This window comes from Bradyrhizobium zhanjiangense, assembly GCF_004114935.1.
Lineage (GTDB): Bacteria > Pseudomonadota > Alphaproteobacteria > Rhizobiales > Xanthobacteraceae > Bradyrhizobium > Bradyrhizobium zhanjiangense.
In genome coordinates this window covers 162,406-181,148 of record NZ_CP022221.1, presented here as the reverse complement: position 1 = coordinate 181,148, position 18,743 = coordinate 162,406, and the positions used below count along the sequence as shown (strand labels likewise).

Below are 18,743 nucleotides of genomic sequence, written 5' to 3'. Positions count from 1 at the left end.
GACATCCTGTGGCGATCCCGTGCCATGAGCGCGGCAGAGGCAGCGCTCGATCACGAAATACATTTCTAAGGAACATTTGTGCGCAGCACTTGTTCGAACTTTGAGCCAGGCGGCACACCGGCGCAGGGAACGTTCGCTCTGGCTCAGCTCAATGAAACCCGACGTGACAGAACGGAGCAGCTCATGAAGCTCACATCCGAACAAGTGAAGCAGACTGTCAACCAACTCGGTGCTCAGGTGCTGCCCGACGAACATCCCGCCATGCCGCAGCTTAACAGCATGTTCGGTGAGCACACCTTCTTCGTCGACGAGATGGGCCTCAAAGTTCTCGAGCCCACACCGTCGCTCGGTACCGATCGCGAGAGCGGCGAAGTCGTCAGCCTCGCCGATTGGGGCGATTCCGACCTGACCCGCCTGATGGCGCACGAGCCGGAACCGACCGGCGTGATCGTGGTGTTCGAGCATGTGAGGCATTGATCGGCCCGAGCGGGACATTTTGAGACACGTGCGCCACGGTCGGCGAACTGCGGTTCGCTGCTGTGGCGCACGGCTTTAGCGTGCCGGTCACGTGACAATCAGCTGGGTTGTCTTGCCAACGCGTGTCTTGTCAACAAGTATCTTGCCAACGAGCTTGGTGCCCATCGTGTCATCCGCCACTGACGCTGCGTGCGTAGCGCCACATTTCTCCGCGACAGGCCGGAAACAGCGCGATGATCGTGAGCGAGACCGCATACGAAAGGCAGAAGCAGGCTGCCAAATCGGGAATCTCGTCGATCGAACGTGCCAGCAGCCAGCGATGCAGCAGACACAGTCACGACTGAAGCGAGGGTACCGGCGAGGTGAGGCCCGACAACCTTCATGAGGTCTCGATGACGCACCGGGCCGCTTCGCCCAATCAGCCACCACAGGATGGGCGTGCGCACGCACTCGCATCGACGTTCGATGCTTGCGCTGGCGGGATCCTCGTGAGAGGCGATTGGGAAAAGACCGAGCTCGAGCTACAGAAGAGGCTGACCGCATCAAGAAACCTGCCGGCTCACTCATTGGGAACCGCGCGTAATAGCGTCAAGCCTCGAGACTTCGCTGTTCTCTTACACTGTTGCTTCAGCGGGAATCTCGATGGCGATCTGAGTTCCCGGACCCGCCTTGTTCTCGAGTCGCAAGCGCCCGTTGAGCGATGAGGCGACTAAATTGAACGCGATGTGGAGCCCGAGGCCGGCGTTGCCACGCTCCCGGCTGGTCGTAACGAACGGATCGAAGATGTGAGCCTGCAATGGCTCGGGGATTCCGACGCCTTCATCGGCGCAGACCAGGCGGACTGATTTCGGGTCCGGCTGGCTCACCGTGATGACAAACCTGCCGCCGCTTTTGTCAGGATAGGCGTGCCCGGCAGTGTTGAGAGCGAGATTGCTGATCACCTGAGCAAGCGCTCCGGGATAGCTGTTGAGCGTGATTCCCGCCGGGCATTGTACGTCGACCGCCAGGCCATGGTGCGACAGCAGCGGCCCGAGCTTGGACGTCAACTCCGACAGCCAATCCCTGAGCTCGAACGTGCGCCGGTCCTCATCGGCCTGATGCACGGCGACCTGCCTGAAACTATGCACCATCTCGGATGCGCGGTGCAGGTTGTCGAAGGTCAGGTTGAGCCCCTGCTTGAGCCGGTCAATCCCCTTGGTCAGATCGGATCGCCGGACCGACGCTCCGCCCAATGCATCAGCCATTGCTTGTAGATCAGTCTGCATGGCTGTCGAGGTCGTCAAGGCGAGGCCAAGCGGAGTGCTGACCTCGTGAGCGACGCCTGCCACCAATTGCCCGAGCGAGGCGAGCTTTTCTGCCTGCACGAGGTGCTCTTGGGTCGCGCGGAGATCGCGTAGCGATTTCTCCGAGCGTTCTTTCTCCCGTTGCAGCGCCTCGGACGTTCGGAATTGCTTTCGGGCCCGGTACTCGCGCGCAGCCACGGCATAGAGCGACAATGCGTAGGCGTTTCCAACGAGAGAATGATTGATGAATCGCAGGCCCGTCGGCATCGTCAGCGCGAACGTCTCGGCGACCAGCAGCGCCACCCACGACAGCAGGCAGAAAATTGCCAGCGAGCCGATCCGCAATGGCAGCATGGTCGAGACGAACAGGATGATCATCATCATGCCCGGAGCGGCAAACGTGAAGCCTGACGGCAGCACGAGATAAATGCTCGGCAGGATGCAGCCGGGAATGACGCAGTAGACGAGGAAAATCGTCTCTGCCCATGGCTTCATCCATCGCCGTGACAGCAGCGCGGTCAGCGGGAGCAGCACGAACAGGGCGGTGCCACCGCGGATTGCAAGGGTGGTCGGAACGACTTCGGGGTAGAGCACCCAATCCCAGATGGTGTAGCCGGCATAGGTGGCGGCACCGAGCAGCATCGCGATCTGCGTCCACCCGAGACTGCCTCGGACGTACTGATCGACAAACCGCCGCTCCTCGATGCGGTCTTCGAAGCGCAGTCCGAGGCGTATCAATAAGGCAAGCATCCCAACATCAATCGCGAAAAGGCATGTTTTGATGTCTCTACGACAGGTTTGGCGCCGCGTCGCGGATAAAGATGTCGCGTTCGCCGGGGCCCACCGGTCGCGTTCAAATACCCAATGTCAGCTGAGGCTCCGAATCGCCGCCGACCTGGAGCGAAGACAGCGAGACCCCCAGTAGCCTGACCCGCTTGGGCAGCGGCATCTCGGCTTCGAGCAGGCCGCAGGCCAGCCGTTCCAAATCGTCCCGTCCTGCAACCGCCGCTGCGACGGACCTGCTGCGCGTGATGATCTCGAAGTCGGCAAACTTGATCTTCAGGGTGACGGTGCGGCCGCGGTTGCCGGTGGCCTCGCAATGCCGCCATACCCTGTCGACGAGAGGTTCGAGCTCGGCGGCCAGCGCGTCGAACTCGGTGAGATCGGTTGAGAACGTGTTCTCCGCGCCGATGGACTTGCGGATCCGGTTGGCCCGGACCGGACGTTCGTCGACACCGCGCGAGATCCAGTAGTAATAGGCGCCCGACTTGCCGAAATTCGCATTCATGAACTCCAGCGTCTGGTTGCGGATGTCGAGGCCGGTGAACATGCCGAGCGCGTTCATCTTCGCACTCGTCGCCGGGCCTATTCCGTGGAACTTGCCAACGGGCAGCGCCTCGACGAAAGCGGGGCCCATTTCCGGCGAGATCACGAACTGACCGTTGGGTTTGCGATGATCGGAGGCGAGCTTTGCCAGAAACTTGTTGTAGGAGATGCCCGCCGAAGCGTTGAGGCCCGTCTCGGCCTTGATCTTCTCGCGGATGCGCAGGGCGATGTCCCGCGCCAGCGGGATGCCTTGCAGGTTTTCCGTCACGTCGAGATAGGCCTCGTCGAGCGACAATGGCTCGATGATGGGCGTATGCTCGGCAAAGATATCGCGAATCTGCCGGCTGATTGCCTTGTAGACCTCGAAGCGCGGCTTCACGAAGATCAGATCGGGACACTGCCGCTTCGCAGTCACGGAAGGCATGGCAGAGCGAACCCCGAACTTGCGTGCTTCATAGCTGGCGGCCGCGACCACGCCGCGTTCCGCAGAGCCTCCGACCGCGACCGGCTTTCCGCGCAGGTCCGGATTATCGCGCTGCTCCACGGACGCATAGAAAGCATCCATGTCGATATGGATGATCTTGCGGACGGGCGAGGCTTCGCCGGTCACCGTGTCGGATTCGCTCATGGAAAGATGATACAATTGAGCGGAGCGAAGCGCGAGGTGGCCCGTGCCCACGCTTCAATGGACGCTTTCGAATGTGCCGCATGATGCATTTCTGCGGCCCGTTCGAGCCCGGTGCGCCGTTTGCCGATGCGGCAGGTGCCCGAAGCTGACTTCATCCTGCGGCATGCGCTCTCGCAAGGAACGCGATTCAGAACAAACAGGTCTTTAAACAAGCGCTTTCGCAGCGATGCGGTTAGCTCCTCGGGTCCAGCCGGCCCCAAAAGTCAAGGGCCGCGGCGACGATCGCCTCCGGTGCGTCCTCCTGGACGAGGTGCTTCGCATCGGGAATGACTGTGAACGAAGAGTCCGGAATGCGTCGGGCGAGTTCCTTGCCATCCACCAATGGAATGAACTCGTCCTCCTCGCCCCACAGAATGGCGACGGGGCACCGGATCTCGCCGTACCGCCCTTCCACCTCATGCGAATATTTGTCGTCCATCTGTGCGATCTGCCGCCAGAAGGCATTCTGCCCCTCGTCGCCAAGCCATGGCTCTATGTAGGCCCGCATATCTTCCTCGCGCAGGCGGTACTTCACCGCGGCGCCTATGTAGGCGCGCAGAATCGCCTCGTGAACGTAGGCTGGCAACCCGGAGAACACACCCGGGTGCGCCTTCGCTGCCTGGACGAGCACCGAGCCTTGCGGGCTGATCGCGACGGGATCGATCAGCATGAGGCTGCGGTACTCGACGCCGTCCAATAGATGCGCGCGCAGCGCGGCCGAACCGCCGAAGTCATGGGCAATAATGTCTGGCCGGTCGATGCGCCAGTGACGCGCGAGAGCGGCGAGCAGGCCGTTCTGGGCTTCGTGGAGGACGTCCGCATCTGGCTTGGCCGATTGGCCGTAGCCCAAAAGATCGTAGTAGAAAACGCGTCGGTGCCGAGCGAGCCAGGGCACAATCCGACGCCATTCACGCGAGGAGAAGGGCGAGCCATGCACGACAACGGCCGGCCGCCCCTCGCCCGCAACGCCCCAGGCGATGCTCTGTCCCTCAAATGAGAACCGATCCCGTAAATCCCATCGCGCCATTGCCGTCCTTTCGAATCCAGGAGTCACCGCGATTCAGGTAACGCTGCGGCCAGAGTGCCGAGGTCAGTTCTGATGTGGGCGAGCACAACCTCGATAAGGAACATGGAGCGGGTTGCCACTCCGCTTTAGAGAACATATCGACATCGCGATGTGTTCCACGGTTCAGCGCGCCGAGCACAAGACGAAGGAACTCGGGCCGATGGGCAGATTAGCGCGAGCTGCTTTGCGCTGATTTCTGCTCGCTGTTGAGCAAGTCCTTCATCTGGGCAATCTCAGAAAGCTGGCTTTCGGTGATGCTGCTGCAGAGCTCCTTGATGCGGTCGTCGGTAAGATTGGCTTTGCGGCACATGAGTACGGCGCCTGAGTGTTGGGGGATTCATGAAACGGCGCACTACGGCACCACGCGCGCGGTGCATTCGATGCTGGGCTACTCATCGGGCCGCGGACAATTGGTTGGGTTCTTGACTGGCGCGGCGGAAGCTCTGCGACAGGTGGGCGAGTGCCTTTGCCTTCATAGCCGCTGTGATGGTGGTAGCTTTGATCTCGTAGTGGCCTGCTGGGATCGCGATTAACCGATGCAACGATGGAGGCGGAGATCAAACTCGATGATCGTCGAAAGAGCCTAATTCCATTGATTTGCTTACCCATCGCTTACGCAAGCGAAGAGATCGAACGGCCGGACGGCCCCTAACCAATTGAATTTATTGGCGCACCCGACACGATTCGAACGTGTGACCTTTGCCTTCGGAGGGCAACGCTCTATCCAGCTGAGCTACGGGTGCTAGTCGAGGCTTCATGTAGCCGATTGGTGAGGGGCGGGCAACCGGTTCTCACCGGCTCGCGCGAGAAGCGCTTTCGAGCGAAGTGGATCCGGTTCGCGTGAAGAAAACGCGCCAAAACAAGAATATAGAGCCCGTTCCGATTCCATCGGAACGGAAATGGCATTAGGCCGATTTGCGTCGGACAGGGGCCGGAACCGCTGCGGCCTCCCGGCCGAGGGCGGCGAACTCGGCCAGCACCCGTTCAGCGCAGATGACGCGGTTGCGGCCGAGCCGTTTGGCCACATAGAGCGCCTCGTCGGCTGCGCCGAGCAGCCGGTCGGGGCCGCCATCGGCACCACTGGGAATGTGGCTTGCGACGCCGACGCTGAGGGTGACGTGCTCGCTGGCGCCGATGGCGCCGTGGGCGATCTGCAAGGCCAGGACGGCGCAGCGGATCTCCTCGGCGACGGCGCAGGCGGTATCGCAATCCATGTCCGGCAGGATCAGCGCGAACTCCTCGCCGCCATAGCGGCCGGCGAGGTCGAGCGGGCGCATGGCGTGGCGGCTGACGGCAGCGGCGACCGCGCGCAGGCATTCGTCGCCGCTCTGGTGGCCGTGCCGGTCGTTGAACAGCTTGAAATGGTCGACGTCGACGAACAACAGCGCCAGCGGCTTCTGCGTGCGCTGGGCGCGGGCCCATTCGCTCATCAGCATCTGGTCGAAGGCGCGGCGGTTCGACAGGCCGGTCAGCCCGTCCTTGGTGGCGAGCTCCTTCAGCGCCATCTCGGCGCGCTTCTGGTCGGTGAGGTCGCGCAGCGTCTCCACCACGGCGATCAGCTGGCCGGCCTCGTCGTGGATTGGGCCGGCGTCGATGGCGAGATAGAGCTGGCTGCCGAGCTTCGGCATCACGCACCAGTTCTCGGCGCTGAAGCCGAGGCCGTTATGGCCGCGCGCGGCATATTCCGAATAGTACTCCGGAAGCTGCTCTGGGCGGTCCAGTGCAACCAGGTCGGCGAGGCAGGGGCGCTTGGTCTCGTAGAAGGCCTGCCAATGCTTATTGGTGCCGATCACCTCCGAGGCGGTGACGCCGGTCAGCCGCTCGCAGGCTCTGTTCCAGATCACGACGCGGCGCTTCGGGTCGATCACGAAGGTCGGCACCACCAGATGCTGCATCAGCCGCACGGCATAGGAATCGGCGACATCGACGGTCTTGGTCAGCGTCTTCCCTGGCTTCGCCATCAGGCCACCGCCGCCACCGGCAAGACTCCGGGCAAGCCATCGCCGGTGCCGAACAGCTTTCGCACTTCGGTGGCCGGCTTCGGCGCGCTGAACAGATAACCCTGCATCTCCGTGCAGCCGAGGTTGCGCAGCATCTCACGCTGGGCCTCGGTCTCCACGCCCTCGGCGACCGTGGTCATGCTGCTGGCGGCGGCGATGTTGACCACGGCCTGCACGATGACCGGCGCGCCGTTCGTCTCCGCGATGTCGGCGACGAAGCAGCGGTCGATCTTGATCTTGTCGAACGGGAAGCGCTTCAGATAGCTGAGCGAGGAGTAGCCGGTGCCGAAATCGTCGAGCGCGATGCGCACGCCGATGGCGCGAAGCTGGTGCAGGATCGAGAGCGCCGCTTCGTCGTCGCGGATCAGCACGGCCTCGGTGATCTCGAGCTCGAGCCGGCGCGGGTCGAGCCCGGAGGCGGCGAGCGCGCCGGCGATCCGCAAGGCCAGCGTGTCACATTTGAGCTGCACCGGCGAGACATTGACCGCAACGCGGACATGCGCAGGCCAGGTCGCGGCCTCGTTGCAGGCCATGCGCAGCACCCAGTCGCCGAGCTCGTTGATCAGGCCGGTGTCTTCGGCGACCGGAATGAACTCCGCCGGCGACACCATGCCGCGCTCGGGATGGCGCCAGCGCAGCAACGCCTCGCAGCCGGAGACCTCGCCCGAGCGCAGATCGACCAGCGGTTGGTACTGAATCTCGAAGCCGCCGTTGACCAGGGCCTGGCGCAGATCCTGCTCCATGGCCAGGCGCGCCTTGGCGCAGGCGTCCATCGCCGGCTCGAAGAAGCGGTGGGTGCGGCGTCCTTCGGCCTTGGCGCCGTACATCGCAAGGTCGGCATTCTTGATGAGCTGATCGAGATCGGAGCCGTCCTGCGGCGCCAGCGCGATCCCGATGCTCGCGTCGGTGGAGAGCTGATGGCCGAGACAGTGATAGGGCTGCCGGATCGCTTCGTAGATCCGCGTCACGAACGACACCACGTCGGCGGAGGACTGGATCCCGGTCTGGATGACCGCGAATTCGTCGCCGCCGAGCCGCGCAATCAGGTCGTCCTGCTTGAGGCAGCCGCGCAGACGGCCCGCGATCGCTTTCAACAGCTCGTCGCCGACATGGTGGCCGAGCGAATCGTTGATGCCCTTGAATTCGTCGACGTCGATGTAAAGCAGCGCGAACTGCCCGCCGCTGGCAACCTTCGCCAGCTCGCGTTCGATCTGCTCGCGGAACAGGGTGCGGTTTGGCAGGTCGGTCAGCGCATCGTAGTGCGCCATATGCGCGATCTTCTCGTGGGCGCGCCGCCGCTCGGTGACGTCATCGACGACGTGGATGAGATAGCGCGGCTCGCCGGCCTTGTCGCGGAGGCCGATCCGGGTCGAGGTGATGTAGCGCAGCCCCATGGCCTGGGTCTGCCAGGGATGCTCGTCCTTGAAGAGCCCCTTGAGAGATTGCAGTGCCTTGTTGTCGTCCTCGGTCACCACCGTCGCTGACGGCGTCGGGAAGATGTCGAAGGCGGTCTTGCCGACGACGTCCTCGCGTGACTGGCCGAATTGCTGCTCGGCGACGCCGTTGATCAGCAGATACTGCCGCGTGCGCGCGTCCTTCACCGTGATCTGCGAGGGGATGTGGTCGATGATCTCGCTCAGGAAGGTGTGGTTGCGGTCGCGCTCCTGCTCCAGGTTACGGCGCTCGGTGATGTCTTCAATCGTGGCGACCCAGCCGCCCTGCGCGAGCGGGGTGTTGATGACTTGGAAGGCGCGGCCGTTGGCGAGCTGATGAATTCTCGTGGAGACCGTGCCTTCGGCGACGATCCGCATGACGTCGGTGCAAAATTCCTCGACGTTGCCGTCGAACGCGCCACGCTCCTTGCGATGATACATCGCCTCGCGGATGTGACAGCCGGGCTTGATGACATCGTGGGAGAGGCCGAACATGTCAGCGTAGCGGCAGTTGCAAATGACGATGTAACCGGCGGCATCGTACAGGATCAGCCCCTGCGACATGTTGTTGAGGGCGGTGTCCAGCCTCTGCCGCTCCAATTCGATTCGCTCCTGAGCCTCGCGGTTCTGCCGGTGGATCTGTCGGATGATCAGATAGAGGATCAGCGCGATCACGGCTGCCGAGAAGCCAGCCGTAGCGACCAGGAAGCCGGTCTGCTGCCGCCAGTCCGCGAGCGCAGCCGACATGGTATTGGTCGCGACGATGACCAGGGGAAAATGATTCAGGGACGCGGCCGAGCCGAGCCGCTCCTCGCCGTCGACCGGACTCCTGACGCGGAGCGTGTGCTGGCCGCCCTTGGCCAGCACCTTCTGCATCAGCGGCGCATTCTTGAAGCTTCGTCCGATCATCTCTTCGAGATGCGGATAGCGCGCCAGCATCTTGCCTTCGCGATCGAACAGCGAGATCGCCGTGCCCTCGGCAAGCGCGACGGATGCGAAGTACAGCTGGTAGCTGTCCGGATCGATTCGCCGCACCATCGCGCCGAGGAAGGCTCCGTCGGCGCCGTTCAGCCGGCGCGCGACGATCGTGGTCCATTTGTCGATGATGAAGCTGCGGACGGATTCCAGGATGACCGGCTCGGCCGTCGGATCGGATTTGAACGTCTGGAAGTAAGCGCGCGAGGAGACGTTGATCTTGGGCAGCGGCTGGGCCCGCGACCAGTTGATCAGCTCGCCGTCGGCGTCGTAGATCGCGATGTCGCCGAGATAGGACGCCGAACTGATCTTGCTGCGCAGCATCTGGTTCGTCGCGAGCCCGGACATGCGCTCCCGAAACATCGCGGGCGAGGTGATCTCCGGCAGGTTCATCTGCCCGATCACATCGGCAGCGACGACGTCGGAATCTTCAAATTGCTGATCGAAGTGCCGCGCGATCAGCTGCACCGTGTTTTCCAGCTCGCGCTCGCGGTTGGCGAGGGTCCGCTCGCGGAATTCGCCGATGGCCATGGCGGTCACGGTGAAAATGCCCGCGACCAGCAACACGCCGCACAGGGTCAACCACAGCACCGGCCCGCGCCGAAGCGCTGCCTCCCAGCCGTTCTTCGCGGCTAGGGACATTCCGGCTGCGATCCCTGACAAGACGTGACGCATTCCCCCTCCCTGGAAGGGCAGGAATACACCACACAAATGGCCTAAACCTTAGGAAAGCCAGTTACCTAGGCCTTAATCCCATTGCGAGATCGCATCCCCATGCAACGACCCGCCGCGCTGCACCATTAATCTTCGCTTAATGCGAGGCGCCGGCGTTCTTGTCGCCGCCGGCCTTGCGCAGCCGTCCGACCACGCCGGTCGGAAAGAAGTAGACGCTGGCGATGAACAGCAGCCCGAGCCACAGTAGCCAGCGGTCGGGATGCAACAGGCCCGGCAGCAGCGGCAGACCGGCTTCCGATGCCGCCGTGGACGCGACGCCCATCAGCGACTGCAAATAGTTCTGGGCGAGGATGAAGATGGTGGCGCCGATGATCGCGCCGTAGATCGTGCCCATGCCGCCGATCACGACCATCAGCAGGATGTCCAGCATGATCGAGAAGCTGAGCGAGGTGTCGGGCCCGGCATAGCGCAGCCACAGCGCATTCAGGATGCCGGCGCTCGCGGCGACCAGCGCCGCGAGGCAGTTGGCGTAGGTCAAATGGAAGACGGTGCGGAAGCCGAGCGCCTCGGCGCGGAAACGATTCTCGCGGATCGCCTGAAGCACGCGCCCGAACGGCGAGTTCACCACCCGCAGCAGAGCCAGGATCATCAGGGCGGAGATGGCGAACACAAGATAGAAGGTCAGGATGCGGCCGTTGATCTCGAAGCCGAACAGGCTCTTGGAGACCAGCACCGTGCCGGGCCGCAGTAGCTCGGGCAGCTGAAAGCTGCGCCCGTCCTCGCCGCCGGTCAGCCAGGAGAGCTGCGAGGCCAGCACCTGGAAGGCGGAGGCGACCGCGAGCGTGATCATGGCAAAGAAGATCGCGGCGACCCGCAGCGAGAACAGCCCGATCGCAAGCGCGAGCAGAGCTGCGAGCGGCAGGCCAATGACGATGCCGGTTGCGACCGCCGCCCAGTTCGGGCCCATCCCGTACAGCGCGATCGCGATCGCGTAGCTGCCGATGCCGTAGAACATGGTGTGGGCGAACGACACCGAGCCGGTATAGCCGAGCAACAGGTCGTAGGACGCGACCAGGGCGGCGAAGACGCAGATCTTGGCCGCGACGTTCAGCGCCTTGGCGCCTGGGAACAGGAACGGCGTCGCCGCCAGCGCCAGGATGATGAGCACGAGAACGAGCGTGAGGACACGGCTGCGCGGCGGGTCACCGGAGAGAATCATCATCGGCTGGTCACCGCATAGAGGCCGCGCGGCCGCCACATCAGAATGGCGACCATCAGCAGGATGTTGGAGACGAGAGCGAGCTTCGGCACGAGGAAGCCGCCGTAATTGGCAACCATGGCCACGAGGATGGCGCCGATGAAGCAGCCGCCGATCGACCCGAGCCCGCCGATGATGACGACGATGAAGATCAGCACGGTGAGGTCGTCGCTCATGGAGGCGTGAACCTGCTCGCGATAGAGCGCCCACATCACGCCGCCGAGGCCCGCGAGCGCCGATCCCGTCATGAACACGCCGAGGAACAGGCGGCGGATGCGATAGCCGAGCGCCTCCACCATCTCGCGGTTCTCGACGCCGGCGCGGATCAGGAGGCCAAGCTTGCTGCGATTAAGCACGAGCTGGATCGCGATGAAGATGGCAAGGCCAATCAGCATCGCCAGCACGCGGTACTTTGCAATTGCGACGTCGCCGAGGATGAAGGACCCGCGCAGCGAAGTGGGCAGCGGCATCGGGATGATCTGCGGTCCCCACAGCGCATACAGCGTCTGCTCGGCGACGATCAGGCCGCCCGTCGTCATCAGGATCTGCTTCAGATGCTGGCCGTAAACGGGCAGGATCAGCACGCGCTCGACGATCAGGCCGAGCGCGCCTGATACTGCCATCGACAGCAGCGCTGCCGGTGCCAGCACCGCGAGGTTCACCCACAGCGAATCGGCTTGGATCGAGGCCGCAAACGGCGCCAGCACCAGGGTCGCGACATAGGCGCCGACCGCGATGAAGGCGCCGTGGCCGAAATTGAGCACGTCCATCAGGCCGAACACCAGGGTCAGACCGGACGCCATGATGAAGATCATCATGCCCATGGCGAGGCTCGCGGCGGTCAGCGTCAGCCACGAGCTGGTCGAGCCGATCAGCGGGATCATGAGAAGCGCGAGCGCGACCGGCAGCAGGATCGGCGCGATGTCGCGCTTCGGCTTCGGCAGCGGATCGGTTGCGGCGAGTTCAGTCACTGATGCGCCTCCAGGCTCAGGCCGAGCAGTCGCTCTTGCAGCGGCACGTCGGCGGCCAGCGCCGCCATCCCGCCGCGATGGACGATGGTGCCGTTGTCCATCACCAGCACGTTGTCGCCGAGCTCGCGGGCGGCAAAGAAATTCTGCTCGACCAGAAGGATGGTCGCGCCCTCGCGCTTGATCTCCTTCAGGCACTCGATCAGCGCCATCACGATGGCGGGCGCGAGGCCCTTGGTCGGCTCGTCGATCAAAAGCAGCTTGCGCGGCTCGATGATGGCGCGCGCGATGGACAACATCTGCTTCTGCCCGCCCGAGAGGCTCCCCGCACGCGACAGCCAGAACCGGCGCAGCGCGGGGAAGAAGCCAAAAATCCAGTCGAGCTGGGCATCGTCCAGCGGCCCGTCGCGCGCCGCCAGCACCAAATTCTCCTTCACCGTGAGATCGGAGAACACCGCCATGCTCTCCGGCACGTAACCGACGCCGAGCCGCGCGATGTCCGGCGTGGCGCGGTTCTCGATGCGCTCGCCGGCGAGGCTGATCTCGCCGTGCGAGGCCTGCCAGAGGCCCATGATGGTGCGCAGCGTCGTGGTCTTGCCGGCGCCGTTGCGGCCGAGCAGCATCGTGGTCTGCCCCTGCGGAACTGCGAGATCGATGCCCTGGAGGATGTGATAGCGGCCGATATGAGTGTGCACGCCGGAGAGTTTCAAAAGGTCGGTCATGCTGCACTCCCTGCAGCCGTCTTGGGTGCTACGCCGAGATAGGCCTCCTGCACGATCGGCGAGGCGATCACTTCGGCAGGCGGGCCGTCCGCAACCAGCTGGCCGTTATGCAGCACGATGATGCGGTCGGCGAGCGAGCGCACCACGTCCATCTTGTGCTCGACGAGCAGGATGATCTTGCTCCGGTCCTGCTTGAGCTGGGCGATTAGGTTGAGAACGACAGGCACCTCGTCGATGCTCATGCCGGCGGTTGGCTCGTCGAACATGAAGACATCAGGCTCCAGCGCGATCATCAGCGCGACCTCGAGCTTGCGCTGGTCGCCATGCGACAGCGCGGTCGCGGCGACGCCGCGCCGACTGCCGAGTGCGACCTGGTCGAGGATGGCGTCGGCACGCGCGATCAGGTCGCGGCGGACCATCCAGGGCCGCAGCATGTCGTAATGGGTGCCGTTCGCCGCTTGCACCGCGAGGCGGACGTTCTCCTCCACGGTGAGGTTCGGGAAAAGGTTCGTGAGCTGGAATGCGCGCCCGAGGCCTGCGCGCGTGCGCATCGGCGCGGACTGCCCGGTGATGTCGGTGCCGTCGAACAGGATGCTGCCGCTGGATGCGCGCAGCTGACCCGAGATCAAATTGAAATAGGTGGTCTTGCCGGCGCCGTTCGGCCCGACGATGGCGGTGAGCTCGCCCGGGCGGAACGTGCAGGTGACGTTGTTGACCGCGACATGGCCGCCAAAGCGGATGGTGAGGTCGCGGGTTTCGAGGGTTAGCGGCATTGGAGTCCGGCGAATGATGGGAACGGAGATATATCCGCGATCACGCTGCGCTCCCTCTCCCGCTTGCGGGGGAGGGTAGGGAGAGGGTGTCGCCGCAGGCGAGAACCCCCGAGAAGAGAAAGCCCTCACCCGGCGCTACGCGCCGACCTCTCCCGCAAGCGGGAGAGGTGAGCACCACACTCACCGCTTGTTGCGAACCGGCACGTCCATGTCCTCGATCTTCAGCTCGCGCACCGGCTCGAGCACGGCCCAGGCGACGTTCGGATCGACCTTGACCTTGAAGTGATACATGCTCTGCAGCGCCTGATGGTCCTCTTTGCGGAACACCATCTTGCCCTTCGGCGTATCGAACTCCAGGCCCTCCATCGCCGTGATCAGCTTCTCGGTGTCGGTCGACTTCGCCTTGGTGACGGCGGCGACGACGGACATCGCGGCGGCAAAGCCGCCCGCGGTGAAGAAGTCCGGCGGCGCGTTGAAGCGCTTCTGGTGCTCGGCGACCAACCAGTCGTTCACCGGGTTCTTCGGGATCGCATAGAAATAGTACGTCGCGCCTTCCATGCCGGGCAGGCCCTTATAGGCCGCGAGCGCCGGCAGGATGTTGCCGCCGGTGGATAGCTCGATGCCGTAGCGTTTCGGATCCATGTCCTGGAGCTTGGCCAGCGGATTCCCGGCGCCGGCCCAGATCACCCAGACCACCTTGCGGCCCGGCTTGTCCTTCAGCGCGTCGAACAGGCGTTGGCCGACGGCGGTGAAGTCCGTTGTGTTGGTCGGAGCATATTCCTCGGCGGCGAGGGTCGCGCCGGTCTTGGCAAGCGCCTCCTTGAAGGCGGCGACGCCGTCGCGGCCGAAGGCGTAGTCCTGCGCCAGCGTCGCCACGGTGACGCCCTGCTTGCCGATCGCGACCGCGTTGGAGATCGCGTCCTGCGAGGAGTTGCGCGCCGTGCGGAAGATGTAGCGATTCCACTTCTCGCCGGTAATCTGATCCGCGACCGCGGGCTCGACGATCAGGATCTTCTTGTTCTCCTCGGCGACGGGGAGAATGGCGAGCGCGGCGGCCGACGAGGTCGTGCCGATCGCGATGTCGGCCTTGTCGTCCTGATAGGCTTCCGCGAGCGCCGCCTTCGCAAGGTCCGGCTTGCCCTGGTCGTCCTTGGTGATGACGACGATCTTGCGGCCGTCGAGCGTCATGGTGCCCTTGGTGGCGTATTCAAAGCCCATTTTCAGGCCGGTCTCAGTCTGCTTGGCATAGGCCTCGAGCGGACCGGTCTTGCCGTAGATCAGCGCGATCTTGAGATCGTCGGCCCGTGCGGATGCGCCCGCGGCGAGCGCGAGGATGGTTGTTGTTATGATGAGTGATCGACGCACGATGGTCCCTCCTGATTTAAAGCTTCTGGCAACAGCGATTTGCACAACACTACGAACATTGCAATTGAACCTTCCGGCGAAGCGGATTTGGCTTTGCCAGCATGCATCATTTTTGGGCCTGCTGCATGGCGCGCGCAACGCCGGCGCCTTCGACCTGCCGCCGATCGGACTGCGCTTCGTCCGCACTCTCGAAGATATGCGGCGCAACGCCGCGCTTCTCCAGGGCTTCGCCGAGCTTGATGCGCAGGAAGCCCGACGTGGTGTAGCGCGATACGCCGGAATAGAAGCGATCGACGAGACTGCGGACCATGGCCGAATAATCGTCCATCAGCTCCGGCAGGATGGAAAAATTGTCATAATTGACGATGGCGTAGACGCGGCGCCCGAGCGGGGCGAGCCTCGCCTCGACGATGGTGGCGATGGTGTCGATCTCGGCCTTGCTGCGCAGCGGGTAGCGCTCCAGATTGACGAAGAACAGGTTCTGCTGCTCGTCCAGCGTGAAGCGCTGGTCGAGCGGGATGGTGAGCAGGCGCTCGCGTAGATCCATGAGATCTTCGCGGAAGATGCGGTCGTCCATCAGAACAGGATCGCGCGGGATCAGCGGCTTGAAATCCATCAGGCGCAGGATGTCGCGCTCGATGTCGATGCCGAGCGCAACTTCCGTCAGCTCGAGGCCGTCAGGCCTCAGCTCGAACACGCAGCGCTCGGTGACGTACAGCGTGCGCTGCTTGCGCGCGGCGGCAAACGGACCGCTGAAGGTGACGTGCTCGACGCTATCGACGAACTTGCGCGACTTGGCCTCGTCAAGGATGACGAGCTTGCCCTCATTCACCGCGATGCGCTGCTTGCCCGCGCCGAAGGTGCCGACGAAGATGACCTCCTTGGCATTCTGGCTGATATTGATGAAGCCGCCGGCACCCGCAAGTTTCGGCCCGAACTTGCTGACATTGAGGTTGCCGGCGCGGTCAACCTGGGCGAGGCCCAGGAAGGCGGCATCCAAGCCGCCGCCGTCGTAGAAATCGAACTGATAGGGCTGGTCGATCACCGCCTGTGTATTGATCGCCGCGCCGAAATCGATGCCGCTCGCCGGGATGCCGCCGATCACGCCCGGCTCCGCCGTCAGCGTGATCAGATCGATGATCCGCTCCTCGTTGGCGACCGAGGCGATCCCCTCGGGCATGCCGATGCCGAGATTGACGACGCTGTTGGCCTTCAATTCGAGAGCGGCCCGGCGGGCGATGATCTTGCGCTCGCTGACCGGCATCACCGGCAGCGAGGCGGCGCGGACGCGGATCTCGCTCGAGAACGCCGGATTGTATGGCGTGCCGAAGGTCTGCCAATGGTTCTCCGGCTTTGCCACGACTACGCAGTCAACGAGAATGCCGGGAATCTTCACTTGGCGCGGATTGAGGCTGCCGGCTTCGGCGACGCGCTCGACCTGGGCGATGACGATGCCGCCCGAATTATGCGCGGCCATGGCGATGGCGAGCGCTTCCAGCGTCAGCGCCTCCTTCTCCATGGTGAGGTTGCCGTCGGGATCGCCGGTGGTGGCGCGGATGATTCCGACATTGATCGGAAACGTCCTGTAGAGCAGGCAGTCCTCGCCGCGCAGCGTGATCAGCTCCACCATGTCCTCGGTGGTGCGCGCATTCAGCTTGCCGCCGCCGTGCCGGGGATCGACGAAGGTGCCCATGCCGACGCGGGTGATGTGGCCGGGCCGCCGCGCCGCGATGTCGCGGAACAGATGGGTGATGACGCCCTGCGGCAGGTTATAGGCCTCGATCTGGTTCGCGATCGCGAGCTGCTGCAGCTTCGGCGCAAGGCCCCAGTGCCCACCGATCACGCGGCGCACCAGGCCCTCATGCGCGAAATGATTGAGGCCGCGCTGCTTGCCGTCGCCTTGGCCGGCCGCATAGACCAGCGTCAAATTGCGCGGCTTGCCCTGCGTGTAGGGCGCATCACCCTCGTTGGAGAGATAGAGCTCCTCCAGTGCGATGGCGATCTCCTCGGCAAAGCCGATGCCGACGAAGCCGCCGGTCGCCACCGTATCGCCGTCGCGGATCAGCATGACCGCCTCGGCCGCGGTGACGACCTTGCCCTTCTCGGAATTGCGCAGGTAAGGCAGAGCTGGGTGCTGGCTCACGGCGTTCCTCCCGATCGTTTCGACCGCATGCCGTTGGTGCCTGATCCTATCGCGAGAAGCCGCCCTGGAACAGGCTGCTCCTCGCGCCGGAAGGCCTGATGGGACAATCAGCCCTGAACTATCTTGCGCGTTTCGGTGGCAAAGTAGACCGACACGACAGTGATGAGCGCCAGCGCGATCATGTAGAGCGAGATCGGCCAGGTCGCTGGCGCATACGCCGTCATCAATCCCGTCGCGATCAGCGGCGACAGCGCGCCGGCGAAGATCGAGGCGAGGTTGTAGCCGAGCGAGACGCCGCTATAGCGCACCTTGGTGCCGAACAGCTCCGACAGGAAGCTTGCCTGCGGGCCGTACATCGCGGCGTGCCCGACGGCGAGGCCCAGCACGATCGCGATCCAGGCATATTGCGGGTTCTTGGTCGCCAGCAGCATGAACAGCGGGAACGACATCAGCGCAGAAAAGATCGCGCCGAAGATGTAGATCGGCCGCCGTCCGACGCGGTCGGAGAGCGCGCCGAAGGCCGGAATGGTGAAGGTCTCGATCGCCGCGCCGATCAAGACGCCGTTGAGCATGTCCTGCTTGTTCATGCCGAGCGATTGCGTGGCATAAGCGAGCACGAAAGTCGCGTAGATATAGAAGAAGCCGTTCTCGGCAAAGCGCGCGCCCATCGCGAGCAGGATGTTCTTGGGATACATCCGGATCGCGTCGACGATCGGCATCTTCACTTCTTGCTTGGTATCCTTGACCTTCTGGAACTCCGGCGATTCCGCGATGGTGAAGCGGATCCACAGGCCGACCAGCACCAGCGCGATCGAGAACAGGAACGGGATGCGCCAGCCCCAGGCATAGAGCTGCGCGTCGGTCAGCATCGAAGACACCACCGAGAATACCAGCGTGCCGAGCACGAGGCCGAGCGGTGCGCCGAGTTGCGGCCAGCTGCCGTAGAAGCCCTTCTTGTCCGCGGGCGCATGCTCGACTGCCATCAGCACCGCGCCGCCCCATTCACCCCCTAAGCCAAAGCCCTGGATCAGGCGGCAGGTGACGAGCAGGATCGCAGCCCAGATGCCGGCGGTCTCGTAGGTCGGCAGGAAGCCGATCGCCGCGGTGGCGGCGCCCATGATCAGCAGCGTCAGATAAAGCATGGTCTTGCGGCCGATCTTGTCGCCGTAATGGCCGAATACGACGCCGCCGAGCGGGCGCGCGATGAAGCCGAGCGCGTAGGTCGCGAACGCCAGCAGCGTTCCCATCATCGGATCGAAGGTCGGAAAGAACAGCTTGTTGAAGATCAGCGCCGCGGCAGTGCCGTAGAGGAAGAAGTCGTACCACTCGATGGCCGTGCCGATCAGGCTCGCGGTGGCGACGGTGACGTGCGAGGGCTGTTTGGCCTGAAGCTGATGGACCGAGATCGCTTCACTCATCTTGCGTCCTCCCTGGTTGCGAATGCGCGTGTGCAGCACGCGTCATTGTGCAAGAGCGAAGAGCAAGGTCCGCGCCAGATGGCGTCAATTGGTGCAAATGGGCGAAAACACAGCAATTTCAGTGTGGTCTTCGCGACAGAGCGGCAAGCTGCGCTGTCCGGAATCCGAGACTCCGGACAGTCCGTGTCTCGAAA

At 63.7% G+C, this 18,743-nt stretch carries 14 protein-coding genes and 1 tRNA gene; 1 reads left to right on the top strand and 14 read right to left on the bottom strand.

From position 1 onward, the window contains the following. Window positions 1–183 precede the first annotated feature (183 nt). Window positions 184–477 carry a hypothetical protein gene (locus XH85_RS00830; protein WP_091898453.1) on the top strand — a complete coding sequence of 98 codons (294 nt, stop codon included), beginning with the start codon at window positions 184–186 and terminating at the stop codon, window positions 475–477. 614 nt (window positions 478–1,091) lie between these two features. Here the strand turns inward: XH85_RS00830 and XH85_RS00825 are convergent. The 14 genes from XH85_RS00825 to XH85_RS00760 form a co-directional block, all read right to left on the bottom strand. Further along, entirely contained in the window at window positions 1,092–2,510 is a 1,419-nt protein-coding gene (locus XH85_RS00825; RefSeq protein ID WP_128930340.1) for a sensor histidine kinase, read from the bottom strand. 103 nt (window positions 2,511–2,613) lie between these two features. Continuing rightward, window positions 2,614–3,714: a DNA polymerase IV gene (gene dinB, locus XH85_RS00820; RefSeq protein WP_128930339.1), complete on the bottom strand. Its 1,101-nt coding sequence runs from the start codon at window positions 3,712–3,714 to the stop codon at window positions 2,614–2,616. A 232-nt stretch (window positions 3,715–3,946) separates the two neighbouring features. Beyond that, window positions 3,947–4,780 (bottom strand): alpha/beta fold hydrolase, encoded by an 834-nt coding sequence (locus tag XH85_RS00815; RefSeq protein WP_128930338.1) that lies wholly within the window; start codon window positions 4,778–4,780, stop codon window positions 3,947–3,949. Window positions 4,781–4,988: 208 nt separating this feature from the next. After that, window positions 4,989–5,156, bottom strand: coding sequence for a DUF305 domain-containing protein (locus tag XH85_RS00810; RefSeq protein WP_276486213.1), 168 nt, complete (start codon window positions 5,154–5,156; stop codon window positions 4,989–4,991). Window positions 5,157–5,485: 329 nt separating this feature from the next. Next, window positions 5,486–5,562, bottom strand: a tRNA-Arg gene (locus XH85_RS00805). A gap of 162 nt (window positions 5,563–5,724) precedes the next feature. Further along, window positions 5,725–6,780 carry a sensor domain-containing diguanylate cyclase gene (locus XH85_RS00800; protein WP_128930336.1) on the bottom strand — a complete coding sequence of 352 codons (1,056 nt, stop codon included), beginning with the start codon at window positions 6,778–6,780 and terminating at the stop codon, window positions 5,725–5,727. Then, window positions 6,780–9,869: a bifunctional diguanylate cyclase/phosphodiesterase gene (locus XH85_RS00795; RefSeq protein WP_164940267.1), complete on the bottom strand. Its 3,090-nt coding sequence runs from the start codon at window positions 9,867–9,869 to the stop codon at window positions 6,780–6,782. Before XH85_RS00795 ends, XH85_RS00800 begins: the two co-directional genes overlap by 1 nt. A 169-nt stretch (window positions 9,870–10,038) precedes the next feature. Then, on the bottom strand, window positions 10,039–11,124 hold the full coding sequence (locus XH85_RS00790) for a branched-chain amino acid ABC transporter permease (RefSeq protein ID WP_208758079.1): 1,086 nt from the start codon (window positions 11,122–11,124) through the stop codon (window positions 10,039–10,041). Further along, a complete protein-coding gene (locus XH85_RS00785) occupies window positions 11,121–12,131 on the bottom strand; it encodes a branched-chain amino acid ABC transporter permease (RefSeq protein WP_128930333.1) in 1,011 nt (336 codons plus the stop codon). The genes XH85_RS00790 and XH85_RS00785 overlap by 4 nt, the downstream gene beginning before the upstream one ends. Then, window positions 12,128–12,850, bottom strand: a complete 723-nt coding sequence (locus tag XH85_RS00780; protein ID WP_128930332.1) for an ABC transporter ATP-binding protein — start codon at window positions 12,848–12,850, stop codon at window positions 12,128–12,130. The genes XH85_RS00785 and XH85_RS00780 overlap by 4 nt, the downstream gene beginning before the upstream one ends. Then, window positions 12,847–13,623, bottom strand: coding sequence for an ABC transporter ATP-binding protein (locus tag XH85_RS00775; protein ID WP_128930331.1), 777 nt, complete (start codon window positions 13,621–13,623; stop codon window positions 12,847–12,849). The genes XH85_RS00780 and XH85_RS00775 overlap by 4 nt, the downstream gene beginning before the upstream one ends. A gap of 180 nt (window positions 13,624–13,803) precedes the next feature. After that, window positions 13,804–14,988: a substrate-binding domain-containing protein gene (locus XH85_RS00770; RefSeq protein ID WP_128930330.1), complete on the bottom strand. Its 1,185-nt coding sequence runs from the start codon at window positions 14,986–14,988 to the stop codon at window positions 13,804–13,806. Window positions 14,989–15,094: 106 nt separating this feature from the next. After that, a complete protein-coding gene (locus XH85_RS00765) occupies window positions 15,095–17,131 on the bottom strand; it encodes an acyl CoA:acetate/3-ketoacid CoA transferase (RefSeq protein WP_128930329.1) in 2,037 nt (678 codons plus the stop codon). Between the two features lie 107 nt (window positions 17,132–17,238). Continuing rightward, window positions 17,239–18,549, bottom strand: a complete 1,311-nt coding sequence (locus tag XH85_RS00760) for an MFS transporter (protein WP_245473482.1) — start codon at window positions 18,547–18,549, stop codon at window positions 17,239–17,241. Window positions 18,550–18,743 lie beyond the last annotated feature (194 nt).

Excerpts from the sequence above, each read along its gene's own strand:
- XH85_RS00830 (WP_091898453.1), top strand. The coding sequence starts at position 184 with ATGAAGCTCACATCCGAACAAGTGAAGCAGACTGTCAACCAACTCGGT.
- XH85_RS00825 (WP_128930340.1), bottom strand. The coding sequence starts at position 2,510 with ATGCTTGCCTTATTGATACGCCTCGGACTGCGCTTCGAAGACCGCATC.
- dinB (WP_128930339.1), bottom strand. The coding sequence starts at position 3,714 with ATGAGCGAATCCGACACGGTGACCGGCGAAGCCTCGCCCGTCCGCAAG.
- XH85_RS00815 (WP_128930338.1), bottom strand. The coding sequence starts at position 4,780 with ATGGCGCGATGGGATTTACGGGATCGGTTCTCATTTGAGGGACAGAGC.
- XH85_RS00800 (WP_128930336.1), bottom strand. The coding sequence starts at position 6,780 with ATGGCGAAGCCAGGGAAGACGCTGACCAAGACCGTCGATGTCGCCGAT.
- XH85_RS00795 (WP_164940267.1), bottom strand. The coding sequence starts at position 9,869 with ATGTCCCTAGCCGCGAAGAACGGCTGGGAGGCAGCGCTTCGGCGCGGG.
- XH85_RS00790 (WP_208758079.1), bottom strand. The coding sequence starts at position 11,124 with ATGATGATTCTCTCCGGTGACCCGCCGCGCAGCCGTGTCCTCACGCTC.
- XH85_RS00780 (WP_128930332.1), bottom strand. The coding sequence starts at position 12,850 with ATGACCGACCTTTTGAAACTCTCCGGCGTGCACACTCATATCGGCCGC.
- XH85_RS00775 (WP_128930331.1), bottom strand. The coding sequence starts at position 13,623 with ATGCCGCTAACCCTCGAAACCCGCGACCTCACCATCCGCTTTGGCGGC.
- XH85_RS00760 (WP_245473482.1), bottom strand. The coding sequence starts at position 18,549 with ATGAGTGAAGCGATCTCGGTCCATCAGCTTCAGGCCAAACAGCCCTCG.